15 protein-coding genes are annotated in these 15,169 nt (G+C 67.1%); 3 read left to right on the top strand and 12 right to left on the bottom strand.

What is annotated here, in order from left to right; genetic code table 11:
- Nucleotides 1-62 precede the first annotated feature (62 nt).
- The 7 genes from OR37_RS02525 to OR37_RS02555 form a co-directional block, all read right to left on the bottom strand.
- Nucleotides 63-536, bottom strand: coding sequence for a type II secretion system F family protein (locus OR37_RS02525; protein ID WP_004615597.1), 474 nt, complete (start codon nucleotides 534-536; stop codon nucleotides 63-65).
- The gene (locus OR37_RS02530; protein WP_004615598.1) at nucleotides 533-1,234 is read right to left on the bottom strand and encodes a type II secretion system F family protein; all 702 of its coding nucleotides are present in this window, start codon (nucleotides 1,232-1,234) and stop codon (nucleotides 533-535) included. Before OR37_RS02530 ends, OR37_RS02525 begins: the two co-directional genes overlap by 4 nt.
- Nucleotides 1,231-2,316, bottom strand: coding sequence for a CpaF family protein (locus OR37_RS20575; RefSeq protein ID WP_004615599.1), 1,086 nt, complete (start codon nucleotides 2,314-2,316; stop codon nucleotides 1,231-1,233). Before OR37_RS20575 ends, OR37_RS02530 begins: the two co-directional genes overlap by 4 nt.
- Nucleotides 2,316-3,551: a type II and III secretion system protein family protein gene (locus tag OR37_RS02540; protein WP_268743938.1), complete on the bottom strand. Its 1,236-nt coding sequence runs from the start codon at nucleotides 3,549-3,551 to the stop codon at nucleotides 2,316-2,318. The genes OR37_RS20575 and OR37_RS02540 overlap by 1 nt, the downstream gene beginning before the upstream one ends.
- A gap of 32 nt (nucleotides 3,552-3,583) precedes the next feature.
- Nucleotides 3,584-4,474 carry an RcpC/CpaB family pilus assembly protein gene (locus OR37_RS02545; protein ID WP_004615601.1) on the bottom strand — a complete coding sequence of 297 codons (891 nt, stop codon included), beginning with the start codon at nucleotides 4,472-4,474 and terminating at the stop codon, nucleotides 3,584-3,586.
- A gap of 194 nt (nucleotides 4,475-4,668) precedes the next feature.
- Nucleotides 4,669-5,112: an A24 family peptidase gene (locus tag OR37_RS02550; RefSeq protein WP_054508489.1), complete on the bottom strand. Its 444-nt coding sequence runs from the start codon at nucleotides 5,110-5,112 to the stop codon at nucleotides 4,669-4,671.
- A gap of 81 nt (nucleotides 5,113-5,193) precedes the next feature.
- Nucleotides 5,194-5,391 carry a Flp family type IVb pilin gene (locus tag OR37_RS02555; RefSeq protein WP_035016819.1) on the bottom strand — a complete coding sequence of 66 codons (198 nt, stop codon included), beginning with the start codon at nucleotides 5,389-5,391 and terminating at the stop codon, nucleotides 5,194-5,196.
- Nucleotides 5,392-5,614: 223 nt separating this feature from the next.
- Here OR37_RS02555 and OR37_RS02560 point away from each other — a divergent pair, with 223 nt between their 5' ends.
- Together OR37_RS02560 and OR37_RS02565 are read left to right on the top strand one after the other, a co-directional pair.
- On the top strand, nucleotides 5,615-5,815 hold the full coding sequence (locus OR37_RS02560) for a hypothetical protein (RefSeq protein ID WP_004615605.1): 201 nt from the start codon (nucleotides 5,615-5,617) through the stop codon (nucleotides 5,813-5,815).
- 637 nt (nucleotides 5,816-6,452) lie between these two features.
- Nucleotides 6,453-7,109: an NADPH-dependent F420 reductase gene (locus OR37_RS02565; RefSeq protein WP_004615607.1), complete on the top strand. Its 657-nt coding sequence runs from the start codon at nucleotides 6,453-6,455 to the stop codon at nucleotides 7,107-7,109.
- A 157-nt stretch (nucleotides 7,110-7,266) separates the two neighbouring features.
- On the opposite strand, the gene OR37_RS02570 is transcribed toward OR37_RS02565, so the two are convergent.
- The 5 genes from OR37_RS02570 to OR37_RS02590 all read right to left on the bottom strand — a co-directional run bounded on the left by OR37_RS02570 (nucleotide 7,267) and on the right by OR37_RS02590 (nucleotide 13,893).
- On the bottom strand, nucleotides 7,267-8,193 hold the full coding sequence (locus tag OR37_RS02570) for a DUF6615 family protein (protein ID WP_131368801.1): 927 nt from the start codon (nucleotides 8,191-8,193) through the stop codon (nucleotides 7,267-7,269).
- 95 nt (nucleotides 8,194-8,288) lie between these two features.
- Nucleotides 8,289-9,137, bottom strand: a complete 849-nt coding sequence (locus OR37_RS02575) for a LytR/AlgR family response regulator transcription factor (RefSeq protein ID WP_004615611.1) — start codon at nucleotides 9,135-9,137, stop codon at nucleotides 8,289-8,291.
- 238 nt (nucleotides 9,138-9,375) lie between these two features.
- A complete protein-coding gene (locus OR37_RS02580; RefSeq protein WP_004615612.1) occupies nucleotides 9,376-11,658 on the bottom strand; it encodes a TonB-dependent receptor plug domain-containing protein in 2,283 nt (760 codons plus the stop codon).
- Nucleotides 11,659-11,764: 106 nt separating this feature from the next.
- Nucleotides 11,765-13,057, bottom strand: coding sequence for an MFS transporter (locus OR37_RS02585; RefSeq protein ID WP_004615613.1), 1,293 nt, complete (start codon nucleotides 13,055-13,057; stop codon nucleotides 11,765-11,767).
- A complete protein-coding gene (locus OR37_RS02590; RefSeq protein ID WP_004615614.1) occupies nucleotides 13,054-13,893 on the bottom strand; it encodes a metallophosphoesterase family protein in 840 nt (279 codons plus the stop codon). The genes OR37_RS02585 and OR37_RS02590 overlap by 4 nt, the downstream gene beginning before the upstream one ends.
- 210 nt (nucleotides 13,894-14,103) lie before the next feature.
- Between OR37_RS02590 and OR37_RS20580 the strand changes: the two genes are divergently transcribed.
- Nucleotides 14,104-15,027, top strand: coding sequence for a LysR substrate-binding domain-containing protein (locus tag OR37_RS20580; RefSeq protein ID WP_004615615.1), 924 nt, complete (start codon nucleotides 14,104-14,106; stop codon nucleotides 15,025-15,027).
- Nucleotides 15,028-15,169 lie beyond the last annotated feature (142 nt).

A 15,169-nucleotide genomic window follows, 5' to 3' on the forward strand; every position in this document is an offset into this window, starting at 1 on the left:
TAAACTATAGGGAGTGGCCAGTTGGCTCTCCATGCGACGACTGCCCAGATTGGGCGGCATGTTCAGGCCGCGTAGAGAGCGCGCAACAGGGCCAGGAAAGAGGGGCCGATCAGCATCAGCAGGATGGCGGGCATGAAGAACAGCACCAGCACGATGATCATATAGACCGGCACGGTCTCGATCCGCCGCCGCAACGAAAACTCACGTCGTTCGAAACTGTTGGCCAGGTAGATGCGCAAGCGTTCGCGCAGATCATCGCCGTTTTCCTCGGCCTCGATCGCTAGCGCCAGCAAGGCCCGGACCGGGGCTGGCGCGTCCGACATGGCGGGCAGAAGACCCGGGTCGGGCGCGGCGCGCAGTCGCCGCCAATGCGCGGCGGCCGCGGACATGTCCATCTCGCGCGCATCGGCCAGCTTCAGACCAAGACCCAGAGCCCAGGCGGGCGGAGCGCCGGCCTCGGCCGCGGCCAACGCCGCGATGGCCACGAATTCGCAGGCGGCCTCGATCTCTCCCTGGTAGCGCTCCTCGAGGCTCATGACATGGTCCTGGCGAGACCGTTCAACGCCACGCGGCCCCAAATCACCAGCGTGGCGGCCAGGGTGGTCATCCAGCGACCGTCGGGACTTTCCAGCAGCGCCGAGACGAAGACGCCCGCATGGGCGGCCGAGAAGCCGAGCACCAGGAAAAAGAACACGGTGATGACATTGGCCTGCCAGCGAATCTGGGTCAGGGCGAGTTGCTTTTTCTTGGCCAGATCCTCGCTCATGCCCAAGGCCGTTCGGTACGCGGTCAGGAAGGGTTGAGGATCGCCGCCCTGTTCACGATGCAACCGCAGCAGTTCGAACAGCAGGGTGGTGTAAGGATAGGGTCGGAAGGCTTCCATATCGACCGAGCGGCCAGCCGCCTGGGCGGATAGTCCGTCGGCGAGGACGGACGCGCCGGGGCCGCTGGCCGCCCGCGCCGCCCGCCGCAGGGCCGCGTCCAGCGACATCCCGGCCCGCGCGAGGGGCGCGGCGGTCTCGATCAATCGCCGAACCTGGTCGCGATCGCGCGCCTCGCCCGCGTCCCTGCGCTGGTGGAGGACCTGTCCGATCAAGAGGCCGCCGCCCAAACCCAGAGCCAAGCCTAACGGCGCCACCCCGCTCCATAGTCCCGCGAACACGCCAGCCCCAGCGGCCGCCAGCGCGGCCTCCGGGCGTGGCGTCACGCCCAGTCGGTCGGCCCAGCCGCTCACACGCCCACCAGGCCGCGAATATCGACCACGCGGCGGCGGCCTGCTTCATCGCGCGCCAGGAAAACGATGGCGTCGACGGCGTGGGCGATGGCCGCCCGCGGCTCCACACCCGCCTGGCCAAGAGCCGCCGCGGCATAGAGCGACGCCAGCCGCCGCATCGCGCCATCCACCGAACCGGCGTGCAGGGTGCTCAGCGAGCCGGCCAGGCCGATCGACATGGCCGCGACCATGTCGAACACTTCCTCGCCGCGGACCTCGCCAACGACGAGCCTGTCGGGCCGCATCCGCAGCGTCTCCCGCACCAACTGACGGATCGACGCCGGCTGGCCCTCGCCATGCGCGATGCGGCGCGTCTGAAGCTTAACGCAATGAGGATGCTCGACCTTGAGCTCGCTGACATCCTCGATCAGCACGATGCGCTCATGCGGCGGCGCCTTGGCCAGCAACGCGCCGAGCAAGGTGGTCTTGCCCGCTCCAGGCGCGCCGGCGATGACGAGGTTCAGCCGGTCGCGCACGGCGCTCTCCAACCAGGATCGCTGGGCCCGATCGATGGCGCCGAGCGTTTCAAGAGCCTCCAGGCTGAAAGGCTGTTCGGGAAAGCGTCGGATCGACACGAAGGGGCCGCCCTGGGCGACGGGAGCGCTGACGACGTGCATGCGCGAGCCGTCACGCAGTTCGACGTCCGCCCACGGATTGGCGCGATTGACCGCCCGGCCGGCCCTGGCCACGTGGCGATGCACGAAGCTGTTCAGGTGTTCAGGGCCAAAGAAGCGCCCGTCGAAATCATGGAGTCGGCCATCTTGCTCATAGACGATCCGGTTCCAACCGTTGATCAGGATGTCGGTGACGCCCGGCGCGGTCATCAGGGCGGTGATCGGTCCAAAGGCGAGGATCTCGTCGCAGGCCCGGTCCACCAGGGCCTCCGCCTCGGAGCCCGCTAAATCACGACGCCCGGCGATGATCCTGGACAGATGGGCCTCCAGCGCCGGACGCTCGACGACGAGCTCGCCATGATCATCGCCAGGAAAGGCGCGAGCGGCGGCGTCGACCAGTCCGGCCACCAACCGTTCGGCGTCGGTCATCAGGGCCGCCCTGGAGCGTGGCTGGCCGGGTTCGACACCGGCGGCGGGTCCGCTTCCCGGGCGGTCGGCATCCGACCTTGGGCGTCGGCCACGGTCTCGGGCGTTACGATCAGCACCAGCTCGGTGTCGGAGTCTTGCGTGTTATTGGCCCCGGCCAGGGCGTCGCCCAGATTGAATGGGGTCTTGAACGGCAGTCCACGCCGGTCCTTCTGAGTGTCGCGCGTGCGCAAACCGGCAATGGCGAGGCTCTCGCCGAAACGCAAGGTCACCGTGGTCGCGGTCTTCCGGCTGACGAGGCCGGGCACCTTGGCGCCGCCGAACTCGACCACGTGGCTATCGTCGATGGCGGAGACCTCGGGGGCGAGCTCAAGCTTGACCCGCTCGCCGTCGAGAATCTCGGGAGTGAACTCCAGAGTCACGCCGTAGGGCTTGAACGTGTAGCCAAGAGAATTGCTCACCCCAGCGCCATTTATATAGGGGGTGGGCACCGGGATCTCGCCGCCGGCCAGGAAGCGCGCCTTCTGGCCGCTGGTCGCCACCAAGGTCGGCTCGGCCAGCATGGTGGCCGCCCCCTCCGTCCGCAGGAAGTTGATATAGGCGTCCAGGGTCAGACGATTGAGCGTGAACTTGGCCGAGGCGAACAAATCGGCCGACCCCGGCTGCCCCAAGGCCGAGGCGAAGGTGTTGCCCACCGCGCCTGTCCCCTGGTTGAAGCGGTTCATCGCCGACCAGCGAATGCCCAGGGCCTTGAGGCGGCTCTTGCGCACCTCCATCACCCGCACGGACACCGCCAACTGGTCGCTGGCGCGGCTTCGCACCAGATTGACCAGCTTCAGGGCCGGAAACGCCCCGGCGGTGATGGTCCCGGCGGTAGCCACCTGGGCGCTGGTCGCCGCCTCGCCGCTGAGCACGACGACGCCGCTCGCGCGCTCGGCGTGGATCCTGGCGCCGGGCAAGGCGCCGTTGAGCACCGACTCGAGATTGGACAGGTCGCCCACCACAGTGAAGGCGTGGCGCTCGATGTCGCGGCCGCGCGCGTCGAGCAGCAGAAGCTCGCCCACCCCCTCCTTCTTGCCGAACACCACCACTTGACGCGGGCCGCGCACATCGACCGCCAGGGCGTCCTCGTTCGACAGCACGACCGACGCGACATCGCTGGCGGGCTTGAACGTCAAGACGGAGCCCTCGCGCAGCGTTTCGCGCTCGGCCCCCGCCGCGTTGACGGTCCACAACACTGTCGCGGACGCGACGAAAAAGGCTTTGAGGGTCAAGGCAAGGCCTGCTGACGGGCGCCACTGGGCGTGATCACCGCGACGCTGGAAGACGGAGGCGGCGTCGCGACCGACCCTTTCGCGCCGCTCGAGGCATGTTCGGCGGCGTCGCTGGCGTCGACCTCGGCGTCGTCATAAAGCGCACGCCATTGCCCCAGTCGCGACGGATCGGCGCTGTTCGGCCCCGAGACCGTGAGGACGAGGCTGCCATTGCGCCGCCAGGCGGCCATGTCCTCGGCCTCCTCGGGCGAGACCGCCAGGGTCACCGAAGCGTCCAACCCGCGGCCGCCGCGCTTCAGTCCGCCTCGCACATGCAGCACCGGCGCGGCCTGCACCAAGGTGGCGACGGCGGCCGCAGCGCTAGCGTTGCGACCTCCGCCGGCGACCGCGATAACGTCGACGCGCGCGCCGGGACGCAGAACCTGGCTGACCGAGGTCAGTTCATCGCCGGCGAGAATGAAACCGACCTTGCCGGGCGGCGGCGACAGCGTCGCGGCATCGGCCCGCGCATCGACGACGGCGCTCTTGGTCACGGCCTGGCCCGCGCGGATGGGCGCGAGCGCCTGCCAACCCCAGTAGACATCGGCGCCCTTGGTGTCGGAAGACAACACATCGGGACCGCGTTTGGCCGCGCCCGCCCGCCAGACGGTATTGCTTGGCGAGAGGGTCTCGCCGGCCCGGATCGCCGTGGACGTCTCCAAATAATAGCGGCCGGCCGCGTGGCCGCCGGTCGAGGCCAGGGCCGACTTGAAGAGGCTGGCGATTAGAACGGTCGCGATTAGGGCCGCGAAGAACATGCCGATATTCTTCAGGCCGGTCAGCAGCGACGAGGTCGGCTTGGCCGGAGCGCTTGTCGGGCCGAGCCCGAAAGGGTCGGAGGGCGTCATCGACCTTGTTCCTGGACAGGGCGCTCTGCGGGGCGGCCAAACAACGAGGGCGCGATGTGCTTGCCCAGCTGTATAACTACGCCAGCGACAACCGCGGCGAGGACGAACATTCCAACGTTTTTCAAGAGCAGGAGAAAACCACCCCGCGGCGAAGCGCCGGTTTCATTCTGGCTCATGGCGACTGTCTCCCGTCCCTAGGCCTGCAGGAGAAGAAGTACGCGATCAGGGCGCAGGAAATAGAACCCCACCACGATCGCCAAGGCGTAGGGCACGCCGCTCGCGGCCGGCGCGGTCTTGTCGCGTAAGCGCCGTGCGAAACCAGCGAGCAGATAGGCCGCTCCGACCACGCCGCCCGCCATCATGGTGCACAGAACGAACCGCCCCATCTCGATCGGGGTGAGCCAGATGGCCAAGGCGGCCATCAGTTTGACGTCGCCGCCGCCCAGCACGCCCTTGCGATGCAACGCGAGACCACCGACGATCAGCAAGGCGCCGCCAAGGACCGGATAGATCACGGCGGCGGGATCCTCGATCAGTCCAGCGATCAGGCCCAGCAGGGCAACCGCGAGGCAAAGACCGTTCGGAATGATCCGTCGACGGACATCCGAGAAGATGCAGCCGGCCAGCAGTGCGACCAAAGTCGCGTCTATGACCCTATTAACGCCAATCATGGCTTCAACGCGCCCGGCTCGTGAAGCGACCCGGGCGCGCCGTTACGCTTAACCGGCCGAACCGTCGTCGCCGGCCACGGCGTTGACGACGTTGTCGAAGGCCGTGCCCGAGGCTTGCGACAGGGCGTCCGACATCGTGAACACGCCGCCGGCCATGGCGCCGCCCATGGTCGAATATTCGGTCGAGGTCAGCCCCGACTCGTCCTTCAGCAGCGCCGAAACTTGATTGATGAATTCGCGAAGCATGTCGCCCACTCCCCAGAAACCCCTGAGCATGGTTGCTCAATAATTAAAACCTTGGCCGACGCGCCCCCCGCGCGGCAACGCCCCCACCGCCCAAATTGGGCAGCATCGCGGTCCCGCAGCGCCCGCGCCGAGGGGGCGTTAAGACGGTTCAACCACGTTGCTTGGCGCGATCTTAAGTCCGAGGTGGGAGGTTTGGCGGGACGCAGCTTCAAGCCAAAGGCCCATGACCTTCGTGATCGCCCACCTTCGTCGCCTCCGCTTGAATGAGGCCTTGATCGCGCTCTGGCGCGACGAGGAAGGGCTGACCGCCGTGGAATATTGCACGGCCGGGGGGGTGTTGTCGGGATTGATCGTCTGGGGCGCTCATGCCATGCGCGCGGCGCAGGACGCGGCCATTCAGCGGATGATCGCGCCAGGCGGCTAGGGTGATCCGAACGCTCCGGTTACGAGGCAAGCGGCCGTTCAAGCCCCCTCCCCGCACACACATGCGCCTTAAACGTACCGCACGAGCGTCGGTGCGTACTTGGGGCGTAGGTGCGCTGAAGCGGACACCCGTGAGAACTGTGAATGGCCCCTGGCCATCTAGATGCGAGCTCTCAATAGGTTGTCCATTCGGTCCGGCCCCGAGAAGCTGTGGTTGCGAAGCTACAAGCGCCCGCTAATGGCGCGTAGCCGCCCTCTCCCGACGACATTGGCGAAGGTGACTTTCGACCTGCTGCGTAAGTTCGAAGATCTTTTCGCCGCGAGGTAGGATTTCATCCCCCCTCTCCACCATAGGCAGGGTCCGCACTCCGCGCGCTGATCGCTGTAGGTGGGTTGGCCGGGGCGCGCCACTTGCTGACATTGGCACCTTGCCAGCTTCCGGACCTTCAGCTAGCGACGCCGCTGACAGGAAACGACTCCGCCAAGCCGATGATGAGGTCGGCCTGAGCGCCTGAGACCTTGGTATCTCGTCGGACAGGCGCCTCTCACCCCAACCAACGCCGCTGAAATCAGCGCCTAAAGCTTGAGCGAGCGAGAGGACGCCACCACCTGTCCCGAACAGTGAAGAGGGCGTTGCAATGCGGATCAGCACGATTGGCGCGGGGAACATCGGCCGCGCCTTCGCTAGACTTGCGGTCGACGCCGGACACGAAGTCATGGTGAGCAACTCGCGTGACCCGGTGACGCTAGACGACTTCGCGCAGAAAATTGGCGCTAGGGCTGGCGGCGTTGACGACGCGGTCGCTTATGGGGAGATCGTCCTGATCGCCATCCCTCTTGCCCGGGCACTAGAACTTCAACATCCAGGCCTAGCCGGCAAGATCGTCGTCGACGCAAACAACTATTATCCGGATCGTGACGGCGCGATCGTCGAACTCGACGCAAACCGCACAACAACCAGTGAGCTCGTCGCGCAGCGCTTTCCCGGCGCCCGCCTCGTCAAGGCGTTCAACGCTATCCTGGCCCGCGACCTGAACCATACGGGATCCCGGCTGACCTCAGGGGCGCGCCGCGCACTGCCGCTGGCAGGCGACGACGACGATGCAAAACGCGTCGTGTCCGAGCTCGTGGCGCAATTCGGATTCGAACCGTATGATGCAGGCTCGCTAGGTGAGAGCTGGCGGTTTGAACGCGCGAGACCAGCCTACTGCCTGCCACTCAGCAAGGCCGCGTTGCACGAAGCCATCGTCCATGCGGATCGCAACGTGCTCCTGCCCGAAGGTTCTTGGCGATAGGAGCTCGGTTCAATTGCTAGGACGCCTAAGGCCCTGAACTAAGCCCCTTCGAGGCAACAGTGCGCCAATTGCGGACGTTGGCACCTTGCCAAGCTCCGGACCTTCAGGCCGGCGCCGCTGGCAGCGAACGGCTCTTCTCCGACCCATGCGGGGTCTGTTAGCCACCCTTGGAGACGAGGACGATCTTCGGCCGCTTGACCAGAGCAACCTGGATCGCCTCCTCCTCGCGCCGCGCCAAGGCGCGCTCGACCACCGCCGGAAACCGGCGAGCCGCGGACACTTGGCGCGCGCCGCGCGATCGCCGCGACGTTTCTTGGGTGGGCGACGGCAGGGCTAGGTTCTCCTGGCGGTCACGCGGCAGTCGGGGGATTTTCTTGACCCACATCCAATGAGGACGACCCCGGGTCTCGATTGCCAGACGGGAGGTTCGGGGTGGGATGATCCCCGTCGACGCGGGCCTCTCCGCGCCCAACGGCGGGCACAGTATCGTCGATAGGGGAAAGAAGAGATCGCGCAGATGATCTAGGCGCTTCAGGCGCGGCCGCTTGGAGGCGGCCTTGGCCTTCACCAGGGTCTTTACGATCTGGTTGATCTCTCGCCCGTCCGCCAGCTCGATGCCGGAGATCTCGCCACCGGAGGCCGCGCACCCGGTCTCGGGATTGTAGAAGGCATAGAGCGGAATGGTTTTGATCGCCTCCTTGGCCGAAGACCGGATCAGGGTGGAAGCCTGCTTTCCTTGGCCGTGGGGATGGTCGAGCTCGCGATAGGAGCCCCAGCCCCAGGTGGTCGGATGCGGCGAAAGGCGCTTGGCTTGGATCCTGTACTGGATCGCCTCGCCCGTCGCTGGCTCGACGATGAGGATGTCGAAGTCGCCGCCGGTCTTCACCTCCGGCGGCACGAGGACCGTGGCGTTGGAGCCGGCGATCTTCAGCAGCGAGGCGATGACGATATCGGTGACGCTATCCTCGCGAAAGCGGCGGCCGATTTTAGCCTCCAGATCGAGGAAGTAGGAGACCATCGATGGGATGCGCTGGGCCAGATCGCAGGGGGAGTCGAACAGCGGCGCCAGCGTCATAAGTCCCATCCAGTCTCGTAGAACGTTTGCGGTCACGGCGGCGCCGAATTTCACCCTCAGGTCGCGAACGTTGCACGAAAATTCGCATAACACGAATATCCATGTTAACCTTTGCCGTTCGAGGGAGACGGCCGATGGCGCTGTTGAAGATCACGACTCGACTGGATAGTCTGGCCATTGGCCATATGAAGCAGCATCCGGCCCCCGCCGGCTGGTTCCGCACGCTCGATCAGATCGACATTGACGATCGACGAGCGGTGCACACGCACGAACAGGGCAGTGTCGAGGGTCTTCTCGAACTCGGCTAGCGTCATTCGGACGAGATTATTGCGATCGAGCGTCGCCACGTCGGAATAGTCGTCGGCGCCGGTGATGCAGACGACACGGCTGACGTCCACCGGGAGGATGTCCTCGCCGCTACGGATGAAATGGCGTGACGCCTGCCGTTTGCGCGGGACTTCCCGATCCGAAGGCGGTGCGGGAAGCGTGACCTCCAATTCACCGGTTGCCCACTTGGCGTTCGGAACAGGCCGCCAGGCTTGGAGATAGGACAAGGCGGCGATGACGGCATAGGTCGTCGCGTTTTCCAGCAACTGCCAGGCGCTTCCCTTCCCAAATGGCTTCACTTCGAAGGCGAAGGGAGAGGCGTCGTTCGCCATGCCCAGCAGTATGATCAGAACCCAGAACGACAACACCGAAAACGCCGTGCACAGAACGGCGTGGCCTAGGGTTTGGCGGACCGCGCCGCGACCGACTAGTTTCTCGATGACTAAGCGCCGCACCAAGCCGCCGAAGAGGATAACGGGCACCGTGTTGGCAATGCCGCCCACAATCGCGGCGCCAAGATTGGTATCGTCACGCGCAACGAAGATCGTCACCGTATAGGCGCAGCCGATGACAGCGACCGCGAGCATGTCGAAGGCGCGTGACCCCAGCGCTAAACCAGTACGCATGAGGGGCGAGCTCGGCGCTTCCACAATGACAGTCCCCTCACGACACTCTTCAGGACGCAATAGTTACCCGAGATCTGCGTGCGCTTGCTATCGCCCGACCGTCGCCAGCGCCGTTTGCAGGACTTCATTACTCTGCCGATCCGCAGGTCGGCGTCGCCGGCCGGCCAGCGCCAGACGCGGACGTTCGTGCATTGTCTGGAGACGGACGTTCACCTGCCTTGAATGCCGGCGGCCGCCCTCAGAAGCGCGATGATAGTCGAAGCACGTACTCGCGACCGTTCGTGCCGACGCCACCGACCTCAGGATATTGGATGCCGCCACCCTGTGTCAGGGCCCGGTCAGCGATTTTGTCGGGATAGGCGTCGCTCAGATTCAGAACCGACAACCCGACCTTCAGGCGCGAATTGACGGCGTAGTCGAGGGTAAGGTCGATCGTGGTGATCGGCCCGAAGACCTGCTCGCTAGCCACCTGAACAGCGCGGAACGACCCGAAGCGAGCCAGATTCACGCCCGCGCTCCAAGCCCGCCAGTCGGCGCGCGCGGTCAGTGTGGTCTTGGTTCGCGGCAGGGCGTCGGCCATCAGGTCGATCGCGGCGACACCCAGTAAGGGCAAGGACGGTAAGACCAGATTGGCTCGCAGCCGGTCCAGGTCGGTATCGGTCTGGGTGTGGCCTGCGGTCACGTCGAACCGGCCGTTCGCGCCCAGCCGCCCGCGCCAGTTCGCCGTCAGCTCATAGCCGCGCGTGGTGGTGTCGGCGGCGTTGGTGAAGAAACGCGCCTGGCTGGCGTTGGTGACCCCGGCCGCCTTCAGGACGGCGGTCACGGCGGCGCCGCTCAGGGTTTCGCTGAGCGCGATGCGATCTTCGATCCTGATCCGAAAGACGTCGGCGGTGAACGAGAAGCCTGCGGCTGGCGTCACCACCAGGCCGGCGCTGAGATTATGCGACTTCTCGGGCTTTAGCGGGGAAGCGCCCAGCGCCCGCGACACCGGATCGTCCACGGCAAAGGTCCCGATGTTGACCAGAATGCCGCCGCTGGACTGGCTGGTCACCGTCGAGAAGAAACGTTGCTGCAGCGACGGAGCGCGAAAGCCGGTCGAGATCGTTCCCCGGACCGCCAGGACGGGAACGGGCCGCCACAGGGCGCTGATCTTCCCCGAGGTCGCATCGCCGAAGTCGCCATAGTGTTCGTAGCGCGCCGCGGCGGCCAGGGTCACGCTTTCTACCGGCTTCAGTTCGCCGTCGACAAAGGCGGCCACGGCGCCGCGGTCGGCGTCGACCGGCGTGGGCGGGTTGAAGCCTGGAAAGCCCTGGGCGCCGGCGCCGGTGTACGAGTTCGGCTCGCCTGAGATGATCTTGAAGCCTTCCCAGCGGTGCTCGACACCGAGGGCCAGGTTGCCGCCGGCGCCCAGGCGCAACGGTCGCGAAGCGGTGAAGTCGAGCACATTCTGGACGTAGCGCGCGCCGCCGCCGTCGAAACGGGTCGGGCTGGCGGTCCCCAGCGAGGTGTTGGTGGTGTCACGCACCGCGAAGCGGGCGTGGCTGTAGCCGGGGGCGTCGCTGAGGTCCCAGGACCAGCCGCGCCAAGCGCCGCGCAGACCGACCGCGCCACCCGCGTCGTCCAGATCCAGCCGAATGTGCGGTACGAAGCCTTGCGGATAGATGGCCGGGGCAACGGTCGGGGCGCGGTATTGGGCCGGGCTGATCGAACGGCGGCGATCATAGACGACGTCGCCGTAGAGGGTGACGGCGCCACCGAGGTCGTACTCGCCGTTCGCTGCCAGGCCGACGTCCAGAGAATCCGGGTCGCCCTGCTGGGTGGTCACGCGGCCATAGCGGCTGTCGATCGCGGCGCGGTTGGTGCTGTTGCGGCTGCGAACCTCGGCCGAAAGGTTTAGCCGGCCGCGTTCGCCCAGAGTGAAGCCATAGCCTAGCGAGGCGGTGACCGTGCCGCCGTCCCCCTCCTCCGTACGACCGGCCTGGACGGTGGCGCGGCCGCCTCGGTCGCTGCGCATGACGATGTTGATCACTCCGGCGATCGCGTCGGAACCGTATTGGGCCGCCGCCCCGTCGCGCAGGATCTCAATCCGAGCCACCGCCGACATCGGAATGGCGCCCAAGTCGGTCGGGACAGAGCCGCGGCCGAACACGTTGTTGAAGTTGATCACCGAAGAGGCATGCCAGCGCTTGCCATCGACGAGCACGAGCACCTGGTCGGGCGCCAGGCCGCGCAGGCTGGCGGCCCGAGTATTGGCCGCCGACGGACCGGTGGCGCCGCGCGGGAAGTTGAACGACGGAGCGATGAAAGCCAACGCGCGGTTGATGTCGTCGAAGCCTTGGGCGGCCAGCGTCTCGGCCGAAATCACGTCCACTGGGGCGGGCGAGTCGGTGACCAGGCGGGCTGTCGCGCGGCTGCCGACGACGACGACCTCCTCCAACTGGGCGGTCTCTTGGGCCTGAGCGCCGCCAGCAGCGGTGGCGAGCAAGGCGAAGGCGCTGGTCGTGGCGAACAGTCTGAACATGGGATCCCCGAGCGTCTGAAAGCTACGGCCTTGCGATACTTCGGCCCCCCGGGCGCGCCTAAGCGCGCAGGTTCGAACGGGCGTTGCGCCAGGCGCAACGCAGCCTTCAGGCGTCGACCGGAAGCGCTCGGCGATAGGCGGCCCGCCCCTGCAGAGCGCAGGTCGCCGACAGGGCCAGCATCACCGGCGCGGCCATGGCCAGGGCGTGGCCGACCCGGACGTCGTCGTGCAGGACGAGATCGGTGATGGCGGCCACGACCGGCGGCCCAAGGCCTAAACCGAACAGATTGACCGCCAGGACGGCCAGGGCGTGCTGCAGGCCGCGCATCCTGACCGGGGTGATCTCCTGCAGGCTGGCTGGCCCGCAGCCGACGGCCATGGTCACCAGGAAGATCAGCGGCCATAGCAGGATGAAGGTCAGGTCGGGCGAAGCCGCGCGCGTGGCGCTCGCCGCCAAAGGGATCGCCGCCATGGCCGCCAAGCCGAGTGCCCAGAGCCGTCCGTCTCTCACCCCACGCGCGCGCAAAGCGTCGCCGATGAAGCCCGCGCTCAAGCTGCCGGCGACGCCCGCGGTGATCATCGTCAGGCCAAAGCGCAGACCCACCGCATGCGGCGCCAGGTGGAAGGCGCGGATCAAGGCGCTGGGCGTCCAGGCGGAGATCGCGTAGCTGGCCATCGCCGCGAAGGTGACGGCGGTGTTGACGGCCAGGGCCCCTCGCCCGCCGGCCCCGGCGAACCAGGTTCGCGCCTCACGCCACGAGGGCGGGGTCTTGCTCGGCGACGCATCGCTGCGGGACGGCTCGCATAGGGTGGCCACCCACAGGGCCACGGGGATCCCGGCGGCGGCGGTCGCTAGAAAGGCCAGACGCCACGCCGCCATCCCGTCGCTGGCCGGCAGAGCCTTCAGCAGCACCCCGCCCAGGATCAGAGCCAGCCCGCCGCCGACATAGGCGCCCATACTATAGAAGCCGGCCGCGACGCCTTGGCGCTTGGGAGAAAACCAGTCGCCGATCAGCGAATAGGCGCTGGGGGTCATGGCGGCCTCTCCCGTCCCGACGCCAATCCGGCAGGCCAGCAGCATCGCATAGCTGGGCGCCAGGCCGCAGCCGGCCGCCATCAGGCTCCAGACCGCCACCCCGATCGCCAGCACGGTCACGCGCCGGTGCGTATCGACCAGCCGCCCGATCGGCAGGCCGGCTAAGGCGAGACAGAGACCGAACGCCGGCCCTTGCAGCAGACTTACCTGCAGATCGCTGAGCCCCAGGTCGTGCTTCAGCGGTTCGACCAGCAGGTTCAGGATTTGCCGATCGATGAAGGCCAGCACATAGGCGACGATTAGGACGCAGAGGCCATAGACGGCGTGCCGCGAACGGCTAGAGCCTTGGGCTGGGACCGTCACATCGCGCTCCGCTTCATCTCGAGAACCTGCGGATAGACCTCGGGGTGGTCCAGGACGTCATGCGAGACCATGGCCGCCGGCGACACCATCTCGGCGCGCCAGCCGCCGTCCGGCGACAGCTCGAGCGTGAGCAGCCCGACCTGCTTGTCGCCCAAGCGCGGCTGGACGCTGTCGGGGAGCAGAAAAGCCGTCGATGGCGCCCACAGATGATCGGCGACGCCGATCCGCCGGCGCCGGTGCTGGTGGACATGACCGCTGACCACCAGGGCCGGACGATCCGCTAGCAGCCGCGCCAGCCGCCGCCTCGCCTCCAGCGGCGCGAAGCGGGGATGATCGGGCGTGTCCTCATGCGTTTCCAGCACCAACGGCTTGTGCAGAAAGAGCGCGACAGGCCCGCGCACTGCCGCCAATTCGTTCTCCAGCCACTCGGCCTGCAAGGCGTCTTCGGCATCGCCGCTCGCGAACAGCTGGCTGTTGAGGCCGATCAACGTCCAACCATCGCGGGCGAACCACCACTGATCGGCGCCCAGGGCGGCGCGGAACTGAGCCAGGCGGCGCGACGAGAACGGCGGCTCCTTGGTTCCGTTCGCAGGCGGACAGTCCCCGACATCGTGATTGCCGGGCAGGCAGTGCAGCGGCGCCGACAGCCGCGAGAGTAGCACGCGGGCATGCTCGAACTGGTCCGGATCCTCGGCCCCGTCGGCGGTGACGTCGCCCAGGTGGATCACCGCATCGGGCGCCCACGTCTCGATCCAGTCGATCGCCGCTTCGGCATTGGCGTTGAAGGCGGCCGCGACGGGAGCCAGATGGGTGTCGGAGATCAGGGCAAGGCGCATGGGTAGGCGATTAGCAAAGCGCGGATGCAGAATGGTCCGCACGCTTCGCTTGCCGGATCGCCCGTCTCGCCAGAAGCGCGGACCTTGCAACCGTCCTTGCGTCGAACGCAACGCATCCCCCGAACCGCCCGTCCCGCGCCGCGCAACCTGTCCTCATTCTGTGACAATGGAGTGCTAGCTCGACGTCATGGTCGCAAAGGGTTCTCGCCCATGCTGAGACAGACCCCGCCACTGGAGGCCGCCGAGGCCTTCCTGGTCGCCGCTCGCACCGCCAGCTTCCGCGCCGGCGCGACCGAGCTGGCCCTCAGCCCCTCGGCCTTCTCACGTCGCATCCAACTGCTGGAAAGTTTCGTCGGCGCGCCACTGTTCGATCGCTCCGGGCCCACGCCGCGTCTGACCGAGATCGGCGCGCGCTATCTGGACGAGATCGCCCCGGCGCTGGAGGTCATCCGGCGAGCCACCCGTCGCCTGCGCGCGCCTGGCGGCGCGGTGCGGGTCAGCGCTTCGCATTCGTTCGCCGTCACCTGGCTGATGCCGCGCCTGGGCGCATTGCGTGCGCGCGGACTGGAAATCGAGCTGATCATCCGCCAGGGGCTGGATGGCCTGCGCGACGGCCAGGCGGACCTGGCCATCTGCGGCGGCGATGCGGCCCCGGCCGACTTCGCCTCCGAGGTGCTGGTCGAGCTGGACGCCTTCGTCGTCTCGGCCCCGACACCGGCCGGCGGCGCGCCCGTTGAGCAGATCGACGATCTTTCCGACCACGCCCTGCTGACTACGGCTGGCGGCGCGAACCTGTGGTCGCGCTGGTTCGAACAGGTCGGCCGTCCCGCCGCGCCGCCGCGCGCCAGCCAGACCTTTCCCACCTTGCAAGCGATGTACGAAGCCGCAGCCAGCGGCATGGGTCTGGCGCTGGCCGTGCCGCTGGCCAGCGAGCGGCTGCTGGCCGAAGGGCGGCTGGTTCGTCGCCTGAACGCCGGCGCCCCGATCGGCCAGCAATATCGCGTCGTCCATGCCGAGCGCCCCCGCCGCGCCTGCACCGCCCACGAAGCCTTCGTCGACTGGCTGAAGACCGAAACCGCCGCCTCCCGCGACCGTTTCCACAGCACGCCTGTCGCCCACGAGCATTACGCCTAGCCTGTCGACTGGGCCGCGCCAGAAGCTAACGTTGGCTTACCTCCAGGAACCGGACATTTGTCAGTGAAAAATGGCCGCCAGCCTGACCCATTGCGGTCGCCCACCCATTGATGCCGGCCTGACCCGTGCGACCAAGCCAGGG

Source organism: Caulobacter vibrioides OR37 (assembly GCF_000372645.1).
Lineage (GTDB): Bacteria > Pseudomonadota > Alphaproteobacteria > Caulobacterales > Caulobacteraceae > Caulobacter > Caulobacter vibrioides_E.